This is a genomic window from Algibacter sp. YIN40 (assembly GCF_057219435.1).
Genome location: NZ_JBXVVC010000001.1, coordinates 1,160,724 through 1,180,636 on the forward strand (window position 1 = coordinate 1,160,724; position 19,913 = coordinate 1,180,636).

Consider the following 19,913-nt stretch of genomic DNA (forward strand, 5'->3'; position numbering starts at 1 on the left):
ATTATTGATTGAAATGCCCAAGTAATTCCTCCCAATTATATAAGGCCCCTCCTTTTTCCGATTGTACTTTTTCGGCATCGGATTTGTTCTTGAATGCAGATAGAAAGGCTCCCATCGGACTTGGGACATTCTCACTTATCAAGAATGTCGCATTCGTTGCATCGATCAAGGATTCAGGTTCTGTGTAGTTATTGGATAAATAAAGTCCGACTTCAGTAGCATCAAAATCCTTAAGGAAATTGACCATACATTCGGTAGCATCGAATTTGTATACCTTTCCTTTTTTTGTGACTATTTCGGCTGCATGGACCTTGTCCACAATGGTCATCGAACAAAAATGACAGGCATCATTGCCATAATCTATAGCTTGAGGAGACACATTACAACTGCATAGTGCAAGAAGCAATGCGAAGATTGATACTAGTTTTAGTGTTTTCATGATTTTAGTGTTTTGGTAATCTGTATAATCTACATAGATAAAGTCTTTTTATGAATTTTGTTTCCTGCAAAATAAGCTAATAATGATCCACCAATGCCAAGCGCCAAGAAAAATGCGCCTAGTCTTGGGTATGAATGTGCCGTAAAATTCAGGATGTCCTTGCTACCAAATAATGGCGGTTGAAAACCCATGACCGTTCCATCCGGATTAGTGAATTTCATAATGGCTTTCGGATCCAGGTCATGACCGTAATCATGTTCCCATATATAAAAATCATAGAGTCCAGCTGAACTTAATATAATCATGAGAATGAACCAATACAAAAACCATTTATAGCTACCCTTAAAGGCGATTATCAAGCCGATGATTGTTGTTATGATGATTCCAACTGGGAATATCTTGAACTCCGGAATTGCATCAGGAATATACTTCATCCCAACATAGTGATTCATCAGATTTATGTTCTTGATATCATGTGGATGCACATCTGAAAAATCATTGATATGAATGTTCATTGCCAATGGAATTGGATATTGTGGTGCTTCAAGAGTGATTCTCCATAAAGGAAATAAGAACAGTCCTAAAGGCAATAACGCCGCAATTAACATAATGATGTTTGATCTTTTCATCTTAAAATTTTTTTGAGAATTTTCAGTGTTTGTAAATGAAAGGCGAGAGCGGAAAAGATTGCCCTCGCCTTTTTATCAGGAAAATAAACACTAAAACAAAATCTTCCTAATTATAGTTACTCAATATCCTCACCTAACGACCATTTAAGTGGTGTATTTGCATTAGCGGCAGATACCCTTACATAGCCTTGCATTTCTTGGTGCAGTGCTGAACAGAAATCCGTACAGTAAAATGGCCAGACACCTACCTGTTTAGGTTCCCAAACAGAGGTTTTGGTCTGTCCAGGCATAATTAAAAGTTCCGAAGTGTTTTGTCCTATAATTGCGAAACCATGTGGAACATCAAAATCTTGCTCTAGATTGGTGACATGAAAATAAACCTTGTCGCCGACTCTAATACCTTCTATGTTATCTGGAGAAAAGTGACTTCTTATTGTTGTCATGGATATATGAACTTCATTACCATTTCTAACAACTTTTACGTCATCATCGGTTTTGGCTACATATGCATGGTTATTCTCTTCAAGCTTATAGATCTTTTTAGATCGTTCTTTAATGATATCTGCTCGCATTGCTGCTGCATAATGTGGTTCTCCATGCGTTGGGAAATCTAAAAGCAATTCCATTTTATCTCCGGAAATATCATACAATTGAGCACTATGCTCTAACTCTGGACCTGTTGGCAAATAACGGTCTTTCGTGATTTTGTTCATCGCAAACATATATTTTCCGTCTGGTTTTCTCGAATTTCCACCTGCGATAGTCAAGTGCCCAACAGAATAGAATGTTGGTTGTCTATCTAATACTTCCCATGTACCTAACTTCCATTTTACGACTTCTGATGATATAAAGAAGGTAGTATATGCATTCCCTCTATCATCAAATTCTGTATGCAAAGGTCCTAATCCAGGTTGCTCAACAGCTCCTGCAAGTACGTCTTCAAAATTCAAAATTGGAATACCATAAGCATCACCTGAGAACTTCTCATTTTTGATGGCATCTAGCATTTTAGTAAACGAATGTACAGTTACATTAGCTGATAATTTACCACTACCTACGATATATTCTCCTGTTGGATCAACATCGCAACCATGAGGAGATTTTGGCATAGGTAAAAAATACAATGCGCCTGGCACTTCTGAAGGATCAATCACACGAACTTCTTTTTTCATTGTAGATGTTGCCGTATGCGTGCTTTCATCATAGACATTATGTGCATAATTAGTTGGCATCATTTTTCCACCACCATTATTTACATATTCTTCAATCATTTTCCAGTTCACAGCAGCTACAAAATCCTTGTCATTTTGAGATGCGTTAACTTCTAGAAGCGTGCTCGCCTCTTCCGTATTATAGGTTGTGAAGAAGAACCAGCCATGAGACTTACCACGTCCTGGATGCGCTTTGTCATAATCGAAACCTGGCATTAAAATTTGAAATTTAATTTCCATGCCACCATCTTCTGAATCTACTTTGATAAAAGATAAAGTACCTTTAAAATTACCTTTGTAATCTTTTATGGCCATATCTTTTTGAGGTACTGGAACCGCAAATCGTGTTCCCGCAACGACATACTCTGTATTATCTGTTACATAAGAAGAACTATGGTTACCGGCGCTATTTGGAATTTCGATAATTTCAGTGGTCTCAAATGTGAGTAGGTCTATTTTTGCAATACGTGGTGTATTATTACCATTTACAAAAATATATCGACCATCTATTTCTCCATTAGTTTGAGAAATATCTGGGTGGTGAGCATCATCCCAAGGAATAAATCCGTAAGACGTATTCAATAACGGTTTGGTTTCTTCAGAATATCCGTAACCTGATGTTGGAAATTGAGAAAATACAGGTATTTCCTTGAACATTCTTCCAGAAGGTAAACCATAAACGGTAACATTCCCACTGTAACCTCCAGAAATAAAGGCATAATGTGAATCATGCTGTCCAGGTGGTACATAAACTCTCTCTGCTACATTACTTGATAATGCCCCAGAAGTTGAACTATTTGAATTATTACAACTCGTAAATGCTACAAGAACAACTAGTGTTGCAATGATTAGTTTTAATAAATTCTTCATTGTTATTTTCATTTGATTAGTGATTTTACTCCTTTGTTGGTGGTAGTAACACTTTATCGATAACGTGCACTATCCCATTACCTGCTTTTACACTGGCTATAATATTAGCACCTCCAATAACAGGCTTGCCATCTACGACTTCAATTTGTATATATTGATTATTAGCTTGACCTAATTTTGGAAGTTTTTTTAGGATCGATTCATTTAAATTACCTGGTGTTACGTGGTACTTTAAGATATTTGCTAATGCGGCCTTGTTTTCGGGCTTTACTAAATTTTCTACTGTGCCCTCGGGAAGAGCAGTAAAAGCGGCATCTGTTGGAGCAAAAACAGTAAGAGGTCCTACATTTACCAAAGCGTTTTCTACTTCGGCTGCTTGTACTGCTGCCACTAGTGTTTTGTGATCTGGAGAATCTATTGCTATTTGCAAACAATTTGGTGTTGATCCATCATCTTTTATAAATGCTTGTCCCGTTTGCTCTTTAGATATTTCAGTATCTATAGAGGGCGTTGCCGTTTCTTTGTTTTCATTTTTGCAAGAATAGACCAATGCTATTAATGCAAAAACAATAAATAGTTGTTTAATAGTTTTCATATATAATTAGTTTAGTGTTCGAAAATATTCTAATATAGCTCTAGCATCTTCTTCAGATAAGTTTTGATTCGCCATTGGTGAGCCATTAAATTCTATAAGTAGTTCTTTTGCAAGTGGATCTTTTTGAGTCATTTCCTCAGGATTTAAAATTATATTCATAATCCATTCAGGTGTTCTACGCTCTAAAATTCCCGTTGGTGCTGGTCCAATAAATTTTTTATCTGTTCTGTGGCATGCGGTACACATTTTTTTATAAACATCTGCACCATGTGCAGCCATAGTTTGGTCAATTTCAGCGGGTAAATTTAATGAAGAGATAGGACCAATTCCTTTATTAGATAAGTCTACTCTTTTTGAAGCTGATATAGTTTCAGCTTTTTTTGTGACTTTTTCTGTAGCTTCCTTTTTTTCATAAGAGAATCCTTCTTTTTTATTTTCTTCTTTACCACCGCAGCTTATAACTAGTGCTGCAAATAAAATAGTCAATAGTTTTAGTGTTTGATTCATATCTATAGTTTTTATGACGCAAATCTATAATCTTGATGTATATTATAATATGATAAAAATCATATTTAAGATGAAAAAGTCTTTTTTATATTTGTATCAGATTTATTAATTTAGAATATGGTATCAAACTCATCAAAGTACGCTATAAAAGGGGTGTTGTTTTTAGCATTACACTCCAATGAAGAAAATAAAATTGCGGTAAAGGATATCTCAGAACCTATTAACGTGCCTCAAGCCTACATCGCAAAATTATTACAAGAGTTATCAAAAGAAAATATCATTTCCTCTACTCGTGGGCCTAAAGGAGGTTTTTACTTAAGTGAAGAAAATAAAAATCAACCTATAATTAATATTTTAAAAATTATTGATGGAGAAAAGAGACTAACATCCTGTATGTTAAGTCTAGAAAAATGTAACGAAGATAAACCCTGTCCGTTACACAAAATATTAAGCGCTTCTAGGAAGGAAATTTTAAAAAACTTTGAAAGAAAAACAATTAATGATTTGGTATTTGACATGAAAAAAGGAAATTCCTTTTTACCACTTTAAGGTTAAAAATAAAATCGAACAAAAGGCAGCCAAGGGTCAATATAAATGCTTTTATCTCTATCATAAAGAACATCATATCTAATTCCAAAAGTAACATTGCCACTTCTATATCCAGCTCCTAAAAAAAATGCCGGCACCCAATAATTATCATTTGGTAGATTTAGGTTTAAATCGTATCGTCTATTAACATTAAGTTCTTCGAACTCTGCCGAAAGTTGAATTTCAGGAATAGCATTAACTAGTCCAAGAAGACTACCCCCTAGAATTGTAGATTTATAAACTCGTTTTTGATTGTTTATGGTGCCGTTTAATCCGACGCCTAGTGCAAATACATCATCAAATTCATAAATTGCACTTGGGGCTAGAGTTCCACTAAAAAAACCATCACCAAAATTAAGCCCTATACTACCTCCATAGCGCACATGACTCCAAAATTCACTTTTAACTTCCTGTGCCTTTACTAAATTTAAAGGGAAAACACAAATGCTAATAAAGCACATAGTTCTGCTAAAAATCAGGTTAAAAAACTTCATTAAAACTAAGAATCTGTAAAAATTTAACAACAAACTAAAGGTGTTTATCAAATTATGATTATCCGCTTATAAATATAACAAAACAAACATCTAATTTTGGTAAAAGTTGTATTTTTGAAGAATATTTTGACTAAGCCTAAGGGTATTATATATAATAATGGATAAATTTTCATTTTTAAACGCAGCACACACAGCTTATTTTGCTGATTTATACAATCAATATATACAAAATCCAGATTCTGTAGAACCGAGTTGGAGAGCCTTTTTTCAAGGGTATGATTTTGGTAGTGAAAACTATGGGCTAGATGGAGAGGTTGTGGAAGGTGTTTCCACCCAAATTCCAGAGCATGTTCAAAAAGAATTCCAAGTTGTAAAACTTATTGACGGTTACAGAATGCGTGGACATTTGTTTACAAAAACTAATCCTGTTAGAGAACGCAGGAGTTATTTTCCAACTTTAGATTTAGAAAATTTTGGACTTTCAGATGAGGATTTAAATACCGTTTTTAATGCTGGCGAAACTTTAGGTATTGGCGCGAAAACTTTAAGAGAAATTGTAGTTCATTTAGAAAATATTTATTGTAGTTCTATTGGAGTAGAATATATGTATCTACGTAATCCAGAAGTTATAAAATGGTGGCAAGAACAACTTAACAAGAACGATAATCAACCTAATTACTCTGCAGAAACAAAAAAGTATATTCTTTCCAAGCTTAATCAAGCAGTTACTTTCGAGAACTTTTTGCAGACAAAATATGTTGGCCAGAAACGTTTTTCATTAGAAGGTGGCGAATCCTTAATTCCAGCTATTAGTAATGTACTTTTTTATTCTGTTGAAAAGTATGGTGTTAAAGAATGTGTATTAGGAATGGCACACCGGGGCCGATTAAGCACGTTGGTTAATATTTTTAGGAAACCAGTAAATGAACTTTTTAGTGAATTTGATGGAAAAGATTTTGAGGATGAAAGCATTGACGGTGATGTGAAGTATCATTTAGGTTTGACTTTAGATAAAACCTATCAAAATGGAAAAAACATCAAAATGAATTTGGTTCCAAATCCATCTCATTTAGAGACTGTTGCTCCTGTGGCCGAAGGTATTACGCGAGCAAAAATTGATGCCGATTATGATGGAGACGATTCTAAAATTTTACCAATAATTGTGCATGGAGATGCAGCAATTGCTGGACAAGGTATTGTTTATGAAGTAGCTCAAATGAGCCGTTTAAATGGATATAAAACTGGAGGAACCATCCATATAGTGGTTAATAATCAAATAGGTTTTACAACTAATTATTTGGATGCACGCTCAAGTACCTATTGTACCGATGTTGCAAAAGTAACCTTATCACCAGTATTGCATGTTAACGCAGATGATGCCGAAGCTGTTGTACATGCTGTTGAAATGGCTTTGGAGTACAGAATGCGTTATAAAAAAGATGTTTATATTGATTTGTTAGGTTACAGGAAATATGGACATAATGAAGGTGATGAACCTCGTTTTACACAACCTAAACTTTACAAGAACATATCAAGACATGATAATCCATTTAAAATATATTCAGAAAAACTAATTGCTGAAAATACAATAGATAAAGCATATTTAGATAAAATTGTAGCAGATTTTAGAGCCACATTAGAGCGTGAATATGATAAGTCTAAAAAAGCAGAATCTTCTAAAGTTAGGGAGTTCATGCAAGAACGATGGACAGATTTTGAACGTCAAGGATTAGATTCGATGTTGAAAACAGTTGCGACTAATTATCCTAAAAATAAATTAGAAAATATTTCTAAAGTGGTTTCTACAGTTCCAGAAGGCGTAAAATTTTTACGTAAAGCTGAACGTATTTTAAACGGTAGAGCAAAAATGGTTTTTGTAACCGATACTTTAGATTGGGGTATGGCAGAGACCTTGGCTTATGGAAGTTTAATGGAAGAAGGGTTTAATATTAGAATTTCTGGGCAAGATGTAGAGCGTGGTACATTTAGTCATCGACATGCTATTTTACGTGATGAGATTTCTGAGGAACGTATAAATCTATTAAATACAAACCCAGAAAATAAAGGTAAAATGGATATTTATAATTCCTTTTTATCAGAATATGGCGTACTTGGTTTTGATTATGGTTATGCAATGGCGAATCCCAATACTCTTACTGTTTGGGAAGCACAGTTTGGAGATTTTAGTAATGGAGCTCAAATAATTTTCGATCAGTATTTAGCGGCAGCTGAAGACAAGTGGAAATCACAAAATGGCATTGTGGTGCTATTACCTCATGGATATGAAGGACAAGGATCAGAGCATTCGTCAGCGAGAATTGAGCGTTATTTGCAACTTTGTGGAGAAGACAATATGATTGTTGCAAATTGTACGACACCTGCGAATTTTTTTCACTTATTGCGCCGTCAAATGAAGCGTAATTTTAGAAAACCACTTATTGTATTTACACCTAAAAGCTTGCTGCGACACCCGCAAGCGGTATCCTCTATAAATGAATTGGCTACAGGGAAATTTCAGGAAATCATAAACGATACAATAGATAGAAGTCAAGTAAAAAAATTAGTTTTTTGTACTGGTAAGTTTTATTATGATTTATTGGCAGCAAGAGAATTTCTTGAAAGAAAAGATGTTGCATTGGTTAGAGTGGAACAATTATTTCCACTTCACTTAGATAAAATTCAGCATATAATTGACTCGTACCCAAAAACAGAAAAATATATTTGGGCACAGGAGGAACCAAAGAATATGGGAGCATGGAGTTATCTAGCTCAGCGTATGGATTTAGTTAAATTAGAAGTTTGTTCAAGATCATACAGTTCTGTACCAGCGCCAGGATCTAGTACCCGAGATAAAAGAAGACAACAACGCGTTATTAATGCTGTTTTCGATATAGAATAGAAATTAAGATATAATTAAAATTATAAAGAATGATTTTAGAAATGAAAGTGCCTTCACCAGGTGAGTCTATTACAGAAGTTGAAATAGCTGCATGGTTAGTTGAAGATGGTGATTATGTTGAAAAAGATCAAGCCATTGCAGAGGTAGATAGCGATAAAGCAACACTTGAATTACCTGCAGAAGTAAGTGGGATTATAACACTTAAAGCTGAAGAAGGTGATGCTGTAGCGGTTGGAGCTGTAGTTTGCTTAATTGATACAGATGGCGGAAAACCTGAAGGAAGTGAAACTCCTAAGGCTGAAGAAAAAGAGGAAGCGCCAAAAGTTGAAACTTCAAAAACAGCGACTACTGAAACCAAGACTTATGCTACTGGTAGCGCAAGTCCTGCAGCAAAAAAGATCTTAGCTGAAAAAGGTATGGATGCTAGTTCAGTATCGGGCACTGGAAAAGATGGAAGAATTACAAAGGATGATGCTGCAAATGCAGTGCCTTCTATGGGAACACCAACAGGAGGTGGTCGCGGTACTTCAAGGAGTAAAATGTCTATGTTGCGTCGTAAAGTAGCGGAACGATTAGTAGAAGCTAAAAACACAACGGCGATGTTAACGACCTTTAATGAGGTTGATATGTCTCCTATTTTTTCATTGCGCTCAGAATATAAAGAAACCTTCAAGACAAAACATGGGGTAGGATTAGGGTTTATGAGCTTCTTTACTTTGGCAGTTGTTAGAGCCTTAAAAATGTACCCTGCTGTAAATTCTATGATTGATGGTAAAGAAATGTTATCATATGATTTCTGTGATATTAGTATAGCCGTTTCTGGACCTAAAGGACTTATGGTGCCAGTAATGCGAAATGTTGAAAACTTAAGCTTTAGAGGTGTTGAGTCTGAAGTAAAACGATTGGCTATTCGTGCAAGAGATGGACAGATTACTGTTGATGAAATGACAGGAGGAACCTTTACAATATCAAATGGAGGTGTTTTTGGAAGTATGTTATCTACACCAATAATAAACCCACCACAAAGTGGTATTTTAGGAATGCACAACATTGTTGAGCGCCCTGTTGCCATAGATGGAAAGGTGGAAATTCGACCAATAATGTATGTGGCGTTATCTTATGACCACAGAATAATTGATGGCAAAGAAAGTGTCGGGTTCTTAGTTGCAGTAAAAGAAGCTTTAGAAAATCCAGTTGAGTTGTTAATGAATAATGACATTAAAAAGACGCTAGAGCTATAAAAAAGCAAGATTTATAAATCCAAAAGGGGGCCTTCTGTTTACAGAAAGCCCCCTTTTTTAACTAACTAATTAAAGACTATAAATAATTACTAATAATATTGATTGAGATTATTGTAACAATTAATATAATCATACCAATAATAACAATCTTTTCTAAAAAGTTGCGATCTTTTTTCATAGGCTTGTATTTAATTATAGGTTGGGGCTAATAGTTGTTTTAATAGGAAACTCTGTGCCTTTACAGCACAGAGTTTTATTAAAAATTCTCTCTCAAAAGAACTATTAATAGCAAGATAAAGGTAGAATAGATTTACTTAAAAAAAAATACGCACTAGTGCGTATTTTTAAATAAAACGGTAATTTATTAAAAAACGAAAGCTCTAAATCATTACAATTTAGAGCTTTCTATAATTCTCCCTAAGAACTAATTAATAGCACTGTAAAGATAAGTAAGAAAGATGGTTTAAAAAATACGCACTTATGCGTATTTTTTAGAGAAAGTCTTTATTTAAGTTGGCCCAAACAGAAAGTGAGGTAGGTTTATTTTCTAAATGTAACTTGCCAACAATATGGCTTCTGTGTTTATGTATTGTTTTAATAGATACAGAAAGAATATCAGCTATTTCTTGACTGGTTTTATTTTCGGAAATGAGCTTTAATATTTTTAATTCAGATTTAGTCAACGAATCTAAAACTTCAGGTTTTTGTTCTAAATTACTTTTGTTAAGGTAAGTTGTAATTTCTTTACTAAAATAAAGCTTACCATTTACCACTTGAGTGATACAAGTTTCAATTTCTTCAACAGCAAACTCTTTTAAAATGTAACCATAAACCCCAAATGTTTTTGCTTGATCATAAAGCACTTCTTCTTTATCAAATGTTATTAATATAATTTTAGTTTTCAATTCATTTTTCTGGCATGCTTCAGCAATTTCTAACCCTGTCATATATGGCATCCTTATGTCTAGAATGGCTATTTGAGGCTTAAGTTTAACAATGAGATTATAAGCAGATTTCCCGTCTTCTGCACTTCCTAAAATATTGAACCCTTTTGATGTTAAAAAATCGGTAAGACCACGAAGCATAAGAGGATGGTCATCCGCAATAACAATTGATGTATTCATTAATTTTTCGTGATAATAGCTATTAATAATTACCTTAAATCAGGATCAATAAGGTTTTGTAATTTTAAATATAGATATTTCTTTTCATAATCTATAACAGCTTTAGCTTTTTTTAAAATATCCGCTCCTATAATACCGTCAACGGGTTTAGAATTATGATTTATAAGCGCAGTGTTTACATGGGTTAAGTTAAATAACACCAAAGCAATCTTATTATGTTGCCATTTACCAATTTTTACTTTATTTTTTTTTGCCATTTTGGTATCCATATCTATGGCGCCTGCACCAGCAGCTTTAATAATGGAATCTTCAGCGTTTAATTTAAAAGTTTCAATGGCTTCAAAACCCACGCATGAACTAGACGCGCCTGTATCTAAAATAAAAAGACCTTTTACACCATTAATAGTAGCTTTAATTTCAAAATGATTTGTTCTGGTAAGATGGAGTTTTACCTTGGTATAGTTTCTATTTAGAAGAAATTCTTGAAGCGTGTCCATACTATTTCAGTTTAAGCAAATATAATCATGTAAAAACAATTATTTTTACACCATGATAATTACCGATACGCACACGCATTTATATAGTGAAGCTTTTGATGAAGATAGAGATGTTATAATTAATAAGGCTATTGATAAGGGAGTTTCAAGATTTTTTATTCCGTCTATAGATTCAACTTATACAGAAGCTATGCTTCAATTAGAAAATGATTATCCTGAAAACATGTTTTTAATGATGGGCTTGCATCCCACACATGTTAAAGACAATTATTTGGGCGAATTAAATCATGTTGAAGTCATGCTAGCAAAACATAAATTTTATGCCATTGGTGAAATTGGTATTGATTTGTATTGGGATAAATCAACGCTAGAAATCCAGAAGAAAGCCTTCAAAACGCAAATTCAATTGGCAAAAAAATACAAATTACCAATTGTTATACATTGTAGAGAGGCTTTTGATGAGATTTTTGAAGTTTTGGAAACGGAGAAAAGTGATGATTTATTTGGTATTTTTCATTGCTTTACAGGAACTTTGGAGCAAGCGCATCAAGCTATTTCTTATAATATGAAATTAGGAATTGGAGGAGTAGCCACTTTTAAAAATGGAAAGATTGATAAATTCTTGAATCAAATAGACCTAAAACATATTGTTTTAGAAACTGATTCACCCTATTTATCCCCGGTACCATATCGTGGAAAACGCAATGAAAGTTCCTATATAATATATGTCTTGGAAAAATTATCTTTTATATATAATATGCCTTTAGAGGATATTGCAAATATTACAACCAATAATTCTAAAGATATTTTTAAAGTGTAAATAATGGCAAAGTCAAAACCAAATATATTATTAATCTATACGGGAGGAACCATAGGGATGGTTAAGGATTTTAATACGGGAGCTCTTAAAGCATTTAATTTTAAAAATCTACTTAAGAAAATTCCAGAATTAAACTTAATAGATTGTCATATAGATACCATTTCATTTAAAACACCTATAGATTCTAGTAACATGAATCCTAAGTATTGGGTAGAAATTGCAAAAATTATAGAAAGTAATTACAATGAGTTTGATGGTTTTGTCGTGCTTCATGGAAGCGATACAATGAGTTACACATCTTCAGCATTAAGTTTTATGTTTGAAAATTTAGCAAAACCTGTTGTGTTTACTGGCTCCCAATTACCTATTGGAGATTTAAGAACCGATGCCAAGGAAAATTTAATAACATCAATTCAAGTAGCTGCTTTACAATATAGAAATGCGCCAGTGATTAGAGAAGTGTGTTTGTATTTTGAATATAAATTATACAGAGCTAATAGAACTACAAAAATTAATGCGGAACATTTTGAGGCATTTACGTCTCCAAATTATCCGGATTTGGCAGAATCTGGTGTGCATTTAAAAGTCAATAAAGAATATTTATTAAACAATAATAAAAGAAAAGCATTGAAGGTCGGTTATAATTTCGATGAAGATGTAGCCATTGTAAAGCTCTTTCCCGGTATTTCAGAATCGCTTTTGAGTAGTATTTTGAATACGCCAAATTTAAAAGGTGTTGTGTTAGAAACTTATGGAGCTGGAAATTGTACTACAGAAAAATGGTTTATCGATTTATTAAAAGAAGCTATTTCTAACAATATTCATATTATAAATGTTACACAATGTTCTGGCGGAAGTGTTATTATGGGGCATTATGATACCAGTAGCGAACTAAAAAAGATGGGAGTTTTTTCAGGAAAAGACATAACTACAGAAGCCGCGATAACAAAACTAATGTATTTATTAGGAGAAAATATTTCAGCTAAAACCTTCAAAACCACGTTCGAAAGTCCATTGCGAGGAGAAATGTCTTAAAATTAACGGCTAAAGTTTTATCATTCAAAGATTTTTTTGTTATTTGAGCATCCATAAAATTTTAAGCTATTAATATAAAGAGAGGTGGCCGAGTGGTCGAAGGCGCACGCCTGGAAAGTGTGTATACCTCAAAAGGGTATCGAGGGTTCGAATCCCTTCCTCTCTGCTGATATTTTTATTTTTTAATTGCTTTTTTTTTATATCTTTAACACTTTAACTAATAAAATTAAGATCGAGAACATGAAAAGATTATTTTCTATCCTTGCCATTTCAGGAATGATGGCTTTCGGAACTACTGTTAATGCAACTACAAGTGCAAACACGAGTACAGCGGTAATAACTGTAGCAAGTACAACACAAGACGATGCAGCTCCTGCTGAAGAAGAAGCGAGTTTCCATCAAGATTTAAAGAAACGATTTATTGAAGGTGGCCCTGGCTTTATGGGGATTGTATTGCTATGTTTAATTCTAGGACTAGCTATCGCTATTGAGAGAATTATCTTTTTAAACCTTTCAACTACAAACACTAAAAAATTATCTCAAGAAGTTGAAGATGCTTTATCTTCAGGTGGTGTGGAAGCTGCGAAGGAAGTTTGTAGAAATACAAAAGGTCCTATCGCCTCCATATATTATCAAGGTTTAGATAGAACGGACGAAGGTCTTGAAGCTGCTGAAAAAGCTGTTGTAGCTTATGGTGGTGTTCAAATGGGACAATTAGAGAAAAATGTATCTTGGATTTCATTATTTATCGCATTGGCACCAATGTTAGGTTTCATGGGTACAGTAATTGGTATGATTCAGGCATTTGATAAAATTGAAGCTGCTGGGGATATGAACCCTTCTTTAGTTGCAGGTGGTATTAAAGTAGCACTTTTAACTACGGTATTTGGTTTAATCGTGGCGATTATACTTCAAATTTTTTACAACTATATTATTGCTAAAATAGATAGCATTGTTAACAGTATGGAAGATGCTTCTATTACGTTAATGGATTTATTGATAAGACAAAAGAAGTAATAACTAAAACATAAACTATTATGCACAAAATATTCAAAATAGTGGCTTTTGTTTTAGCTATTGCAGGCATTGTTTTTACAGCAATGTTAGCTTCTGGCAACGAGGGTCAAATAGGTAGTGTATTATTTATCGCCTATATTACATTAGCAATAGTTTTAGTGTCTGTTCTACTATTTACTATACTTAATTTATTTTCTGATGCAGCAACGCTTAAAAGCACTCTTAAAGGAGTGGGATCATTTGCTTTGCTAGCTATAATATGCTACTTCTTAGCAACAGGTGTCGAAACACCTTTAAAAGAAGGTGGGACATTATCTGCAGGTGGATCTAAGTTAATTGGAGCAGGACTCTACTTATTCTATGCACTTATTTTTATTGCTGGAGGTACTATGTTGTTCTCTGGAATTAAAAAAATGATAAAATAATATGGCAAAACGAGCAGCACCAGAAGTTAATGCAGGCTCAATGGCCGACATTGCCTTCTTACTTTTGATTTTTTTCTTGGTTACCACAACCATTGAAAAAGATTCAGGTATAAACCGTAAACTTCCTCCAATGGAAGAATCTGAAGAGGATGTAATCATCAAGCAGAAAAACATTTTTACTGTTTTAATTAATGGTAAGGATCAATTGCTTGTAGAGGATGAGTTAATGGAGCTTAAAAATTTAAGAGTAGCGGCAACTGAGTTTTTGGATAACGGAGGTGATGGTAGTTGTAATTATTGCCAAGGAAGAAAAGATCCATCTTCATCTGATAATCCAGATAAAGCCATTATCTCTTTGAAGAACGATCGCGAAACATCTTATGCGGCATATATTGCCGTTCAAAATGAGATTGTTGCAGCTTATAATGTTTTAAGAAACAGAAGAGCACTACAAATTGGTCCTCAAAAAGGATTTTCAGGAATGGATTTCATTAAGATGCAATCGAATTATAAAGATGTTCGATGGACAGGAAATAAGGAAAAGTTAAAAGCGGTTATTGACCAAATTAAGGTTGAAATTCCTCAGAAATTCTCTGAAGTAATAGAATAATTTAGAATTAAATAAATATAATTATGTCTAAATTTAAGAAGAAAAAAGATGGAGGATTACCTCCTGTAAATACAGCATCATTACCAGATATTGTATTTATGTTATTATTCTTTTTTATGGTTGCTACCGTAATGAGGGAGGATACATTAATGATACAAAATGCTTTACCTGTGGCAGACCAAATTGAAAAATTGGATAAAAAGAATCCTATTAGTTATGTCTACATGGGAAAACCTAGTACCAATTATAAAAAATTTGGTACAGAAGCTAGAATTCAACTTAATGATAAGTTTGCCGATATTAAGGATATAGCACCTTTTATTAGTGCCGAGAGAGCAGCTTTAAGAGAAGAACTTATTCCTTTCTTAACAGTGTCTTTAAAGGTTGATAAAGAAGCAAATATGGGTATTGTTGGTGATGTGAAACAAGAACTAAGAAAAGTTAATGCATTAAAGATAAACTACACAACAGGTAGTGGTGATGCATTGACTAATATGAAATAATATCATCTTAATAAAATTTGTTAATAGATTAAGGCATTCGTTAGGATGCCTTTTTTTATAACGAAATATCAAAGTATTAGCAATTGAAAAAGCTATTAATTTTAGTTGGGACTTTTTTTTATTCGCATCTTGTGTGTGCTCAAGAATTTTCCAATAAAGTTGAAGATTCTTTATATCGCGAGGATCAGTTTTACATTGGTGTTTCATATAATTTATTGGGTAAAAAACCAATGAATCTTTCCCAAACAGGATTTTCAAGTGGTTTTCATTTGGGCTTTATTAGAGATATGCCTATTAATAAAAAAAGAAATGTTGCCTTTGGAATAGGTCTTGGAATTTCTTCAAACTCGTATAATCAGAATTTACTTATTGACAAGGACAATTTGGGGAATAGTACTTTTATTATTTTAGATGATAATAGCACGTTTACAAAAAACAAATTTTCCACGCATTTAATTGAACTTCCTTTTGAATTTAGATGGCGAACTTCTACACTTACAGAATATAAATTTTGGAGAATTTATACTGGGTTTAAAATTGGATATATGTTTACGCATACCACCAAGTACAGGGGTGATTTTGGTTCGATTAAACATAGTAACATTTCCGATTTTAATGATTTTCAATACGGATTAACCTTAAGTGTTGGTTATAATACTTGGAATATAAATGTCTACTATGGTTTAAATCCAATTTTTTCAAGTGACTCTCTTTTAGACGGTAATCAATTGGATATTAATGCTGTTAAGGTAGGCTTGATGTTTTATATTTTATAGCCAATAGTTAACTAACAGTAGCTGGGGAGTCAGTCCTATAAAAACACCAATTATTAATTCTTTATTCGTGTGAGCTTTTAAATGAAGTCTTGAAGTAGCTACACCACCAATTATAATTGCCATTAAAGCCAATGTACCATTTATATTGATGCTAAAATGAATACTTAGGGCGATAAAAAACATAAATAATCCAGATACAGCCATCATGTGTATGCTAGCTTTAAATTTTAATACAGCTAGGATTAGACACGCTAGTGTAGATATTAAAACACCCACAAAAAAATAGTAAAGTTCAATGACCTGGGTTGGTGTTAAAATACGCTGTAATACAATAAGAATAACCCCAAAATTTAAAGTCAGAGGAAAAATACGCTCTCTTGCAGACTCTAAATAAATCGATTTAACTTTCCCTAAAGTCTTGAGTAAAAAGTATAATAGAATAGGTAATATTACCGTAAGAATAAAGAGCGACACTAATTTAGCTTGGATAATTTCTGGAGGGATGTAGCGAGGAGATTTAGCAAAATAAAAAATAACACCAAGTATTGGCATTAGTAATGGATGAAAAATAAACGAGATGCTTCTTAGAATTTTATCCATTATATTTTTTTACGTAGACGCGCAACAGGAATATCTAGTTGCTCCCTATATTTAGCTACAGTTCTTCGTGCAATTGGATATCCTTTTTCTTTTAAAATTTTTGCTAAATTTTCATCTGTTAAAGGTTTTCTTTTGTTTTCTTCTTCAATAACAGTTTCAAGAATTTTTTTAATTTCTCTTGTTGAAACATCTTCACCTTGATCATTTTTCATTGATTCTGAGAAAAACTCTTTAATCAATTTAGTACCATAAGGCGTGTCTACGTACTTACTATTTGCAACTCGAGATACTGTAGAAACATCCATGGAAATTTCATCTGCAACATCTTTAAGAATCATAGGTTTTAAGTTACGCTCGTCACCTGTTAGAAAATACTCCTTTTGATAATGCATAATCGCGCTCATGGTAACGAATAAAGTCTGTTGACGCTGCTTTATAGCTTCGATAAACCATTTAGCAGCATCCAATTTCTGCTTTATAAATATAACAGCATCTTTTTGAGATTTCGATTTATCCTTAGATTCTTTATACCCTTTTAACATGTTGTTATACTCTCTAGAAACATGCAATTCTGGAGCATTTCGTCCATTAAGTGTAAGCTCTAATTCGCCATCAACAATTTTAATAGCAAAATCTGGAACTACATGTTCTACAATTCTGTTATTTCCAGAATATGAACCTCCAGGTTTCGGGTTTAAATGTTCAATTTCAGAAATGGCATCCTTCAATTGCATTTCAGAAATATCAAATTTTTGAAGTAGTTTTTTATAGTGCTTTTTTGTGAATTGGTCGAAAGCGTTGTCAATTATATCAATAGCAAGCTCAACATCAGCCGATTTCTCTCTTCGGTGAAGTTGAATACTCAAACATTCTTGTAAATTTCTTGCTCCTACACCTGCTGGGTCTAGTTGATGTACAATGCGTAAAACATATTGAATTTTATCTTCGGTAGTATACACGTTTTGAGTAAAAGCTAAGTCGTCCATGATGTCTGAAAGAGAACGACGAATGTATCCGCTTTCATCAACACTTCCAACCAAGAATTCGGCAATTTCACGTTCTTCTTCACTTAACCTATAGGTGTTTAGTTGATTTACTAAGTGCTGAGTGAAAGATGTGCCAGCGGCATATGGAATTGTTTTTTCATCATCATCGCTACTATAATTATTTACTTGTGTTCGATAATCTGGAACTTCATCATCACTTAAATAGTCATCAACGTTTATATCATCGGCTTCAATAGTCTCATTGTCGTTATAATCGTCAACAGTATTATCTAAATCTGAATCATATTCACTATCATTTTCTTCTTTACCACCTTCTAAAGCAGGATTTTCCTCAAGTTCTTGTTTTAATCTTTGTTCAAAAGCTTGAGTGGGCAACTGTATCAATTTCATCAATTGAATTTGTTGCGGTGATAATTTTTGCGATAATTTGAACTGTAAATATTGCTTGAGCATATTGTGATTTGGTTTAAGATAAAAATATAAAAAATCTTTCTATCCTATATTATTGGGGCTTTCTGTTTTTCTTTCTAATATTAAAATTCAGCATTTTGAGGTGTTCTTGGAAATGGAATAACATCTCTAATGTTTCCCATGCCAGTAGCAAACATAACTAAACGCTCAAATCCTAATCCAAAACCAGAATGTATAGCTGTTCCATACTTACGCAGGTCTAAATACCACCATAAGTCTTCTTCAGGGATATCTATGGCTGCCATTTTTTGTTTTAAAACTTCTAAACGCTCTTCTCTTTGCGCGCCACCAACAATTTCGCCAATGCCTGGGAATAAAATATCCATGGCGCGAACTGTTTTCCCATCTTCATTCAATCGCATATAAAAGGCTTTAATATTAGCTGGGTAATCAAACAATATAACAGGGCATTTAAAATGCTTTTCAACTAAATAACGTTCGTGTTCACTTTGTAAATCGGCACCCCATTCGTTAATTATGTAATTAAACTTTTTCTTTTTGTTAGGCTTACAATTACGCAATATATCTATGGCTTCTGTATAACTAAGACGCATGAAATTATTTTCTGTTACAAATTTTAATTTCTCAATTAAACTCATATCGCTTCGTTCTGCTTGAGGTTTTGACTTTTCTTCGTTTTGCAAACGTGTATCTAAAAAGTCTAAATCTTCACGGTTATGTTCTAAAATATGTTTTAATACAGACTTTAAAAAATCTTCAGCTAAATCCATATTACCTGCTAAATCCATAAAAGCTACTTCTGGTTCTATCATCCAGAATTCTGCTAAATGACGCGAAGTATTAGAATTTTCAGCCCTAAAAGTAGGACCAAAAGTGTAGACTTTCCCCAAAGACATGGCATAGGTTTCTGCTTCTAATTGTCCAGATACAGTGAGGTTGGTTTCTTTTCCAAAAAAGTCTTGGGTGTAATCTATATGACCTTCGTCGTTAACAGGAGGGTTTTTAGCATCCAAACTTGATACACGAAACATTTCGCCGGCACCTTCTGCATCACTTCCTGTAATTATTGGCGTATGCATATAATAAAAACCATTCTCGTTAAAATATTTATGTATTGCAAATGATAAGGATGAACGCAAGCGCATAACAGCACTAAAAGTATTAGTTCTTGTTCGTAAATGCGCTTGTTCTCTTAAAAATTCGAATGAGTGCTTTTTGGGTTGAATAGGGTAGGTTTCAGGGTCAGCATCACCTAAAACTTCTAATTTAGTTACTTGTATTTCAACTTTTTGCCCTTTCCCTTGGCTTTCTACTAAGTCACCAGTTATATGCACAGCTGCACCGGTTGTGACACGCTTTAATAATGCTTCATCAAATTTTTCAAAATCTACAACACATTGAATGTTGTTTAGTGTAGAACCATCATTTAAAGCAATAAATCGATTAGCTCTATAGGTTCTTACCCATCCTTTAATATCAACGCTATGGAAAATAGATGGCTCTTTTTGTAATAAGTCTGAAACAGTATATGTCTGCATAAACGAGTTAATTTTAAAAAGTAAAGATAAAAAAAGCCATTAGGCTTTCAAGGAAG

At 33.5% G+C, this 19,913-nt stretch carries 21 protein-coding genes and 1 tRNA gene; 11 read left to right on the plus strand and 11 right to left on the minus strand.

All coding sequences use genetic code 11. The annotated features are described in order from the left end of the window. Position 1 precedes the first annotated feature (1 nt). The 5 genes from AC2D6V_RS05410 to AC2D6V_RS05430 all read right to left on the minus strand — a co-directional run bounded on the left by AC2D6V_RS05410 (position 2) and on the right by AC2D6V_RS05430 (position 4,251). Entirely contained in the window at positions 2 to 328 is a 327-nt protein-coding gene (locus AC2D6V_RS05410; protein ID WP_484647032.1) for a nitrous oxide reductase accessory protein NosL, read from the minus strand. Between the two features lie 140 nt (positions 329 to 468). Beyond that, positions 469 to 1,068 carry a hypothetical protein gene (locus AC2D6V_RS05415; RefSeq protein WP_139001022.1) on the minus strand — a complete coding sequence of 200 codons (600 nt, stop codon included), beginning with the start codon at positions 1,066 to 1,068 and terminating at the stop codon, positions 469 to 471. Positions 1,069 to 1,184: 116 nt separating this feature from the next. Beyond that, on the minus strand, positions 1,185 to 3,149 hold the full coding sequence (nosZ, locus tag AC2D6V_RS05420; protein ID WP_139001021.1) for a Sec-dependent nitrous-oxide reductase: 1,965 nt from the start codon (positions 3,147 to 3,149) through the stop codon (positions 1,185 to 1,187). A 25-nt stretch (positions 3,150 to 3,174) separates the two neighbouring features. Next, positions 3,175 to 3,744: a fasciclin domain-containing protein gene (locus tag AC2D6V_RS05425; RefSeq protein ID WP_484647033.1), complete on the minus strand. Its 570-nt coding sequence runs from the start codon at positions 3,742 to 3,744 to the stop codon at positions 3,175 to 3,177. A 6-nt stretch (positions 3,745 to 3,750) separates the two neighbouring features. After that, a complete protein-coding gene (locus AC2D6V_RS05430; RefSeq protein WP_484647034.1) occupies positions 3,751 to 4,251 on the minus strand; it encodes a c-type cytochrome in 501 nt (166 codons plus the stop codon). A 117-nt stretch (positions 4,252 to 4,368) separates the two neighbouring features. Here AC2D6V_RS05430 and AC2D6V_RS05435 point away from each other — a divergent pair, with 117 nt between their 5' ends. Beyond that, entirely contained in the window at positions 4,369 to 4,800 is a 432-nt protein-coding gene (locus tag AC2D6V_RS05435; protein WP_484647035.1) for an RrF2 family transcriptional regulator, read from the plus strand. A 2-nt stretch (positions 4,801 to 4,802) separates the two neighbouring features. Here AC2D6V_RS05435 and AC2D6V_RS05440 read toward each other — a convergent pair whose 3' ends face one another. Continuing rightward, positions 4,803 to 5,300, minus strand: a complete 498-nt coding sequence (locus AC2D6V_RS05440; protein ID WP_484647036.1) for an alpha-ketoglutarate decarboxylase — start codon at positions 5,298 to 5,300, stop codon at positions 4,803 to 4,805. 190 nt (positions 5,301 to 5,490) lie between these two features. On the opposite strand from AC2D6V_RS05440, the gene AC2D6V_RS05445 reads away from it, so the two are divergent. Both AC2D6V_RS05445 and odhB read left to right on the plus strand, forming a co-directional pair. Next, positions 5,491 to 8,232 carry a 2-oxoglutarate dehydrogenase E1 component gene (locus AC2D6V_RS05445; RefSeq protein ID WP_484647037.1) on the plus strand — a complete coding sequence of 914 codons (2,742 nt, stop codon included), beginning with the start codon at positions 5,491 to 5,493 and terminating at the stop codon, positions 8,230 to 8,232. Between the two features lie 29 nt (positions 8,233 to 8,261). Continuing rightward, positions 8,262 to 9,473 carry a 2-oxoglutarate dehydrogenase complex dihydrolipoyllysine-residue succinyltransferase gene (gene odhB, locus AC2D6V_RS05450; RefSeq protein WP_484647038.1) on the plus strand — a complete coding sequence of 404 codons (1,212 nt, stop codon included), beginning with the start codon at positions 8,262 to 8,264 and terminating at the stop codon, positions 9,471 to 9,473. A gap of 491 nt (positions 9,474 to 9,964) precedes the next feature. On the opposite strand, the gene AC2D6V_RS05455 is transcribed toward odhB, so the two are convergent. Both AC2D6V_RS05455 and AC2D6V_RS05460 read right to left on the minus strand, forming a co-directional pair. Beyond that, positions 9,965 to 10,597 carry a response regulator gene (locus tag AC2D6V_RS05455; protein ID WP_484647039.1) on the minus strand — a complete coding sequence of 211 codons (633 nt, stop codon included), beginning with the start codon at positions 10,595 to 10,597 and terminating at the stop codon, positions 9,965 to 9,967. A 29-nt stretch (positions 10,598 to 10,626) separates the two neighbouring features. Beyond that, a complete protein-coding gene (locus AC2D6V_RS05460; RefSeq protein WP_484647040.1) occupies positions 10,627 to 11,094 on the minus strand; it encodes a retropepsin-like aspartic protease family protein in 468 nt (155 codons plus the stop codon). 52 nt (positions 11,095 to 11,146) lie between these two features. On the opposite strand from AC2D6V_RS05460, the gene AC2D6V_RS05465 reads away from it, so the two are divergent. The 8 genes from AC2D6V_RS05465 (at position 11,147) to AC2D6V_RS05500 (ending at position 16,280) form a co-directional block, all read left to right on the plus strand. Beyond that, the gene (locus AC2D6V_RS05465; RefSeq protein ID WP_484647042.1) at positions 11,147 to 11,914 is read left to right on the plus strand and encodes a TatD family hydrolase; all 768 of its coding nucleotides are present in this window, start codon (positions 11,147 to 11,149) and stop codon (positions 11,912 to 11,914) included. A gap of 3 nt (positions 11,915 to 11,917) precedes the next feature. After that, the gene (locus AC2D6V_RS05470; RefSeq protein ID WP_484647044.1) at positions 11,918 to 12,949 is read left to right on the plus strand and encodes an asparaginase; all 1,032 of its coding nucleotides are present in this window, start codon (positions 11,918 to 11,920) and stop codon (positions 12,947 to 12,949) included. A gap of 78 nt (positions 12,950 to 13,027) precedes the next feature. Beyond that, a tRNA-Ser gene (locus AC2D6V_RS05475) sits at positions 13,028 to 13,115 on the plus strand. A 74-nt stretch (positions 13,116 to 13,189) separates the two neighbouring features. After that, positions 13,190 to 13,966, plus strand: coding sequence for a MotA/TolQ/ExbB proton channel family protein (locus tag AC2D6V_RS05480; protein WP_298237630.1), 777 nt, complete (start codon positions 13,190 to 13,192; stop codon positions 13,964 to 13,966). Positions 13,967 to 13,986: 20 nt separating this feature from the next. After that, entirely contained in the window at positions 13,987 to 14,391 is a 405-nt protein-coding gene (locus tag AC2D6V_RS05485; protein ID WP_484647047.1) for a hypothetical protein, read from the plus strand. 1 nt (position 14,392) lies between these two features. Next, on the plus strand, positions 14,393 to 15,001 hold the full coding sequence (locus AC2D6V_RS05490) for an ExbD/TolR family protein (RefSeq protein ID WP_484647050.1): 609 nt from the start codon (positions 14,393 to 14,395) through the stop codon (positions 14,999 to 15,001). A 23-nt stretch (positions 15,002 to 15,024) separates the two neighbouring features. Next, a complete protein-coding gene (locus AC2D6V_RS05495) occupies positions 15,025 to 15,504 on the plus strand; it encodes an ExbD/TolR family protein (RefSeq protein ID WP_484647052.1) in 480 nt (159 codons plus the stop codon). 83 nt (positions 15,505 to 15,587) lie between these two features. Then, the gene (locus tag AC2D6V_RS05500; RefSeq protein WP_484647055.1) at positions 15,588 to 16,280 is read left to right on the plus strand and encodes a porin family protein; all 693 of its coding nucleotides are present in this window, start codon (positions 15,588 to 15,590) and stop codon (positions 16,278 to 16,280) included. Here the strand turns inward: AC2D6V_RS05500 and AC2D6V_RS05505 are convergent. The 3 genes from AC2D6V_RS05505 to asnS form a co-directional block, all read right to left on the minus strand. After that, a complete protein-coding gene (locus AC2D6V_RS05505) occupies positions 16,275 to 16,880 on the minus strand; it encodes a hypothetical protein (RefSeq protein WP_484647057.1) in 606 nt (201 codons plus the stop codon). The two genes, AC2D6V_RS05500 and AC2D6V_RS05505, sit on opposite strands and share 6 nt — an antisense overlap. Further along, positions 16,880 to 18,340 (minus strand): RNA polymerase factor sigma-54, encoded by a 1,461-nt coding sequence (gene rpoN, locus AC2D6V_RS05510; RefSeq protein WP_484647059.1) that lies wholly within the window; start codon positions 18,338 to 18,340, stop codon positions 16,880 to 16,882. Before rpoN ends, AC2D6V_RS05505 begins: the two co-directional genes overlap by 1 nt. A gap of 80 nt (positions 18,341 to 18,420) precedes the next feature. After that, positions 18,421 to 19,857, minus strand: coding sequence for an asparagine--tRNA ligase (asnS, locus tag AC2D6V_RS05515; RefSeq protein ID WP_484647061.1), 1,437 nt, complete (start codon positions 19,855 to 19,857; stop codon positions 18,421 to 18,423). Positions 19,858 to 19,913 lie beyond the last annotated feature (56 nt).

Bases quoted from the DNA above. Each gene is read 5' to 3' on its own strand.
- AC2D6V_RS05415 (WP_139001022.1), bottom strand. From the start codon at position 1,068: ATGAAAAGATCAAACATCATTATGTTAATTGCGGCGTTATTGCCTTTA.
- AC2D6V_RS05490 (WP_484647050.1), top strand. From the start codon at position 14,393: ATGGCAAAACGAGCAGCACCAGAAGTTAATGCAGGCTCAATGGCCGAC.
- AC2D6V_RS05410 (WP_484647032.1), bottom strand. From the start codon at position 328: ATGACCATTGTGGACAAGGTCCATGCAGCCGAAATAGTCACAAAAAAA.
- AC2D6V_RS05425 (WP_484647033.1), bottom strand. From the start codon at position 3,744: ATGAAAACTATTAAACAACTATTTATTGTTTTTGCATTAATAGCATTG.
- asnS (WP_484647061.1), bottom strand. From the start codon at position 19,857: ATGCAGACATATACTGTTTCAGACTTATTACAAAAAGAGCCATCTATT.
- AC2D6V_RS05445 (WP_484647037.1), top strand. From the start codon at position 5,491: ATGGATAAATTTTCATTTTTAAACGCAGCACACACAGCTTATTTTGCT.
- AC2D6V_RS05440 (WP_484647036.1), bottom strand. From the start codon at position 5,300: ATGTGCTTTATTAGCATTTGTGTTTTCCCTTTAAATTTAGTAAAGGCA.
- AC2D6V_RS05435 (WP_484647035.1), top strand. From the start codon at position 4,369: ATGGTATCAAACTCATCAAAGTACGCTATAAAAGGGGTGTTGTTTTTA.
- AC2D6V_RS05430 (WP_484647034.1), bottom strand. From the start codon at position 4,251: ATGAATCAAACACTAAAACTATTGACTATTTTATTTGCAGCACTAGTT.
- rpoN (WP_484647059.1), bottom strand. From the start codon at position 18,340: ATGCTCAAGCAATATTTACAGTTCAAATTATCGCAAAAATTATCACCG.
- AC2D6V_RS05485 (WP_484647047.1), top strand. From the start codon at position 13,987: ATGCACAAAATATTCAAAATAGTGGCTTTTGTTTTAGCTATTGCAGGC.
- AC2D6V_RS05455 (WP_484647039.1), bottom strand. From the start codon at position 10,597: ATGAATACATCAATTGTTATTGCGGATGACCATCCTCTTATGCTTCGT.
- AC2D6V_RS05460 (WP_484647040.1), bottom strand. From the start codon at position 11,094: ATGGACACGCTTCAAGAATTTCTTCTAAATAGAAACTATACCAAGGTA.
- AC2D6V_RS05470 (WP_484647044.1), top strand. From the start codon at position 11,918: ATGGCAAAGTCAAAACCAAATATATTATTAATCTATACGGGAGGAACC.
- nosZ (WP_139001021.1), bottom strand. From the start codon at position 3,149: ATGAAGAATTTATTAAAACTAATCATTGCAACACTAGTTGTTCTTGTA.
- odhB (WP_484647038.1), top strand. From the start codon at position 8,262: ATGATTTTAGAAATGAAAGTGCCTTCACCAGGTGAGTCTATTACAGAA.
- AC2D6V_RS05495 (WP_484647052.1), top strand. From the start codon at position 15,025: ATGTCTAAATTTAAGAAGAAAAAAGATGGAGGATTACCTCCTGTAAAT.
- AC2D6V_RS05465 (WP_484647042.1), top strand. From the start codon at position 11,147: ATGATAATTACCGATACGCACACGCATTTATATAGTGAAGCTTTTGAT.
- AC2D6V_RS05505 (WP_484647057.1), bottom strand. From the start codon at position 16,880: ATGGATAAAATTCTAAGAAGCATCTCGTTTATTTTTCATCCATTACTA.
- AC2D6V_RS05480 (WP_298237630.1), top strand. From the start codon at position 13,190: ATGAAAAGATTATTTTCTATCCTTGCCATTTCAGGAATGATGGCTTTC.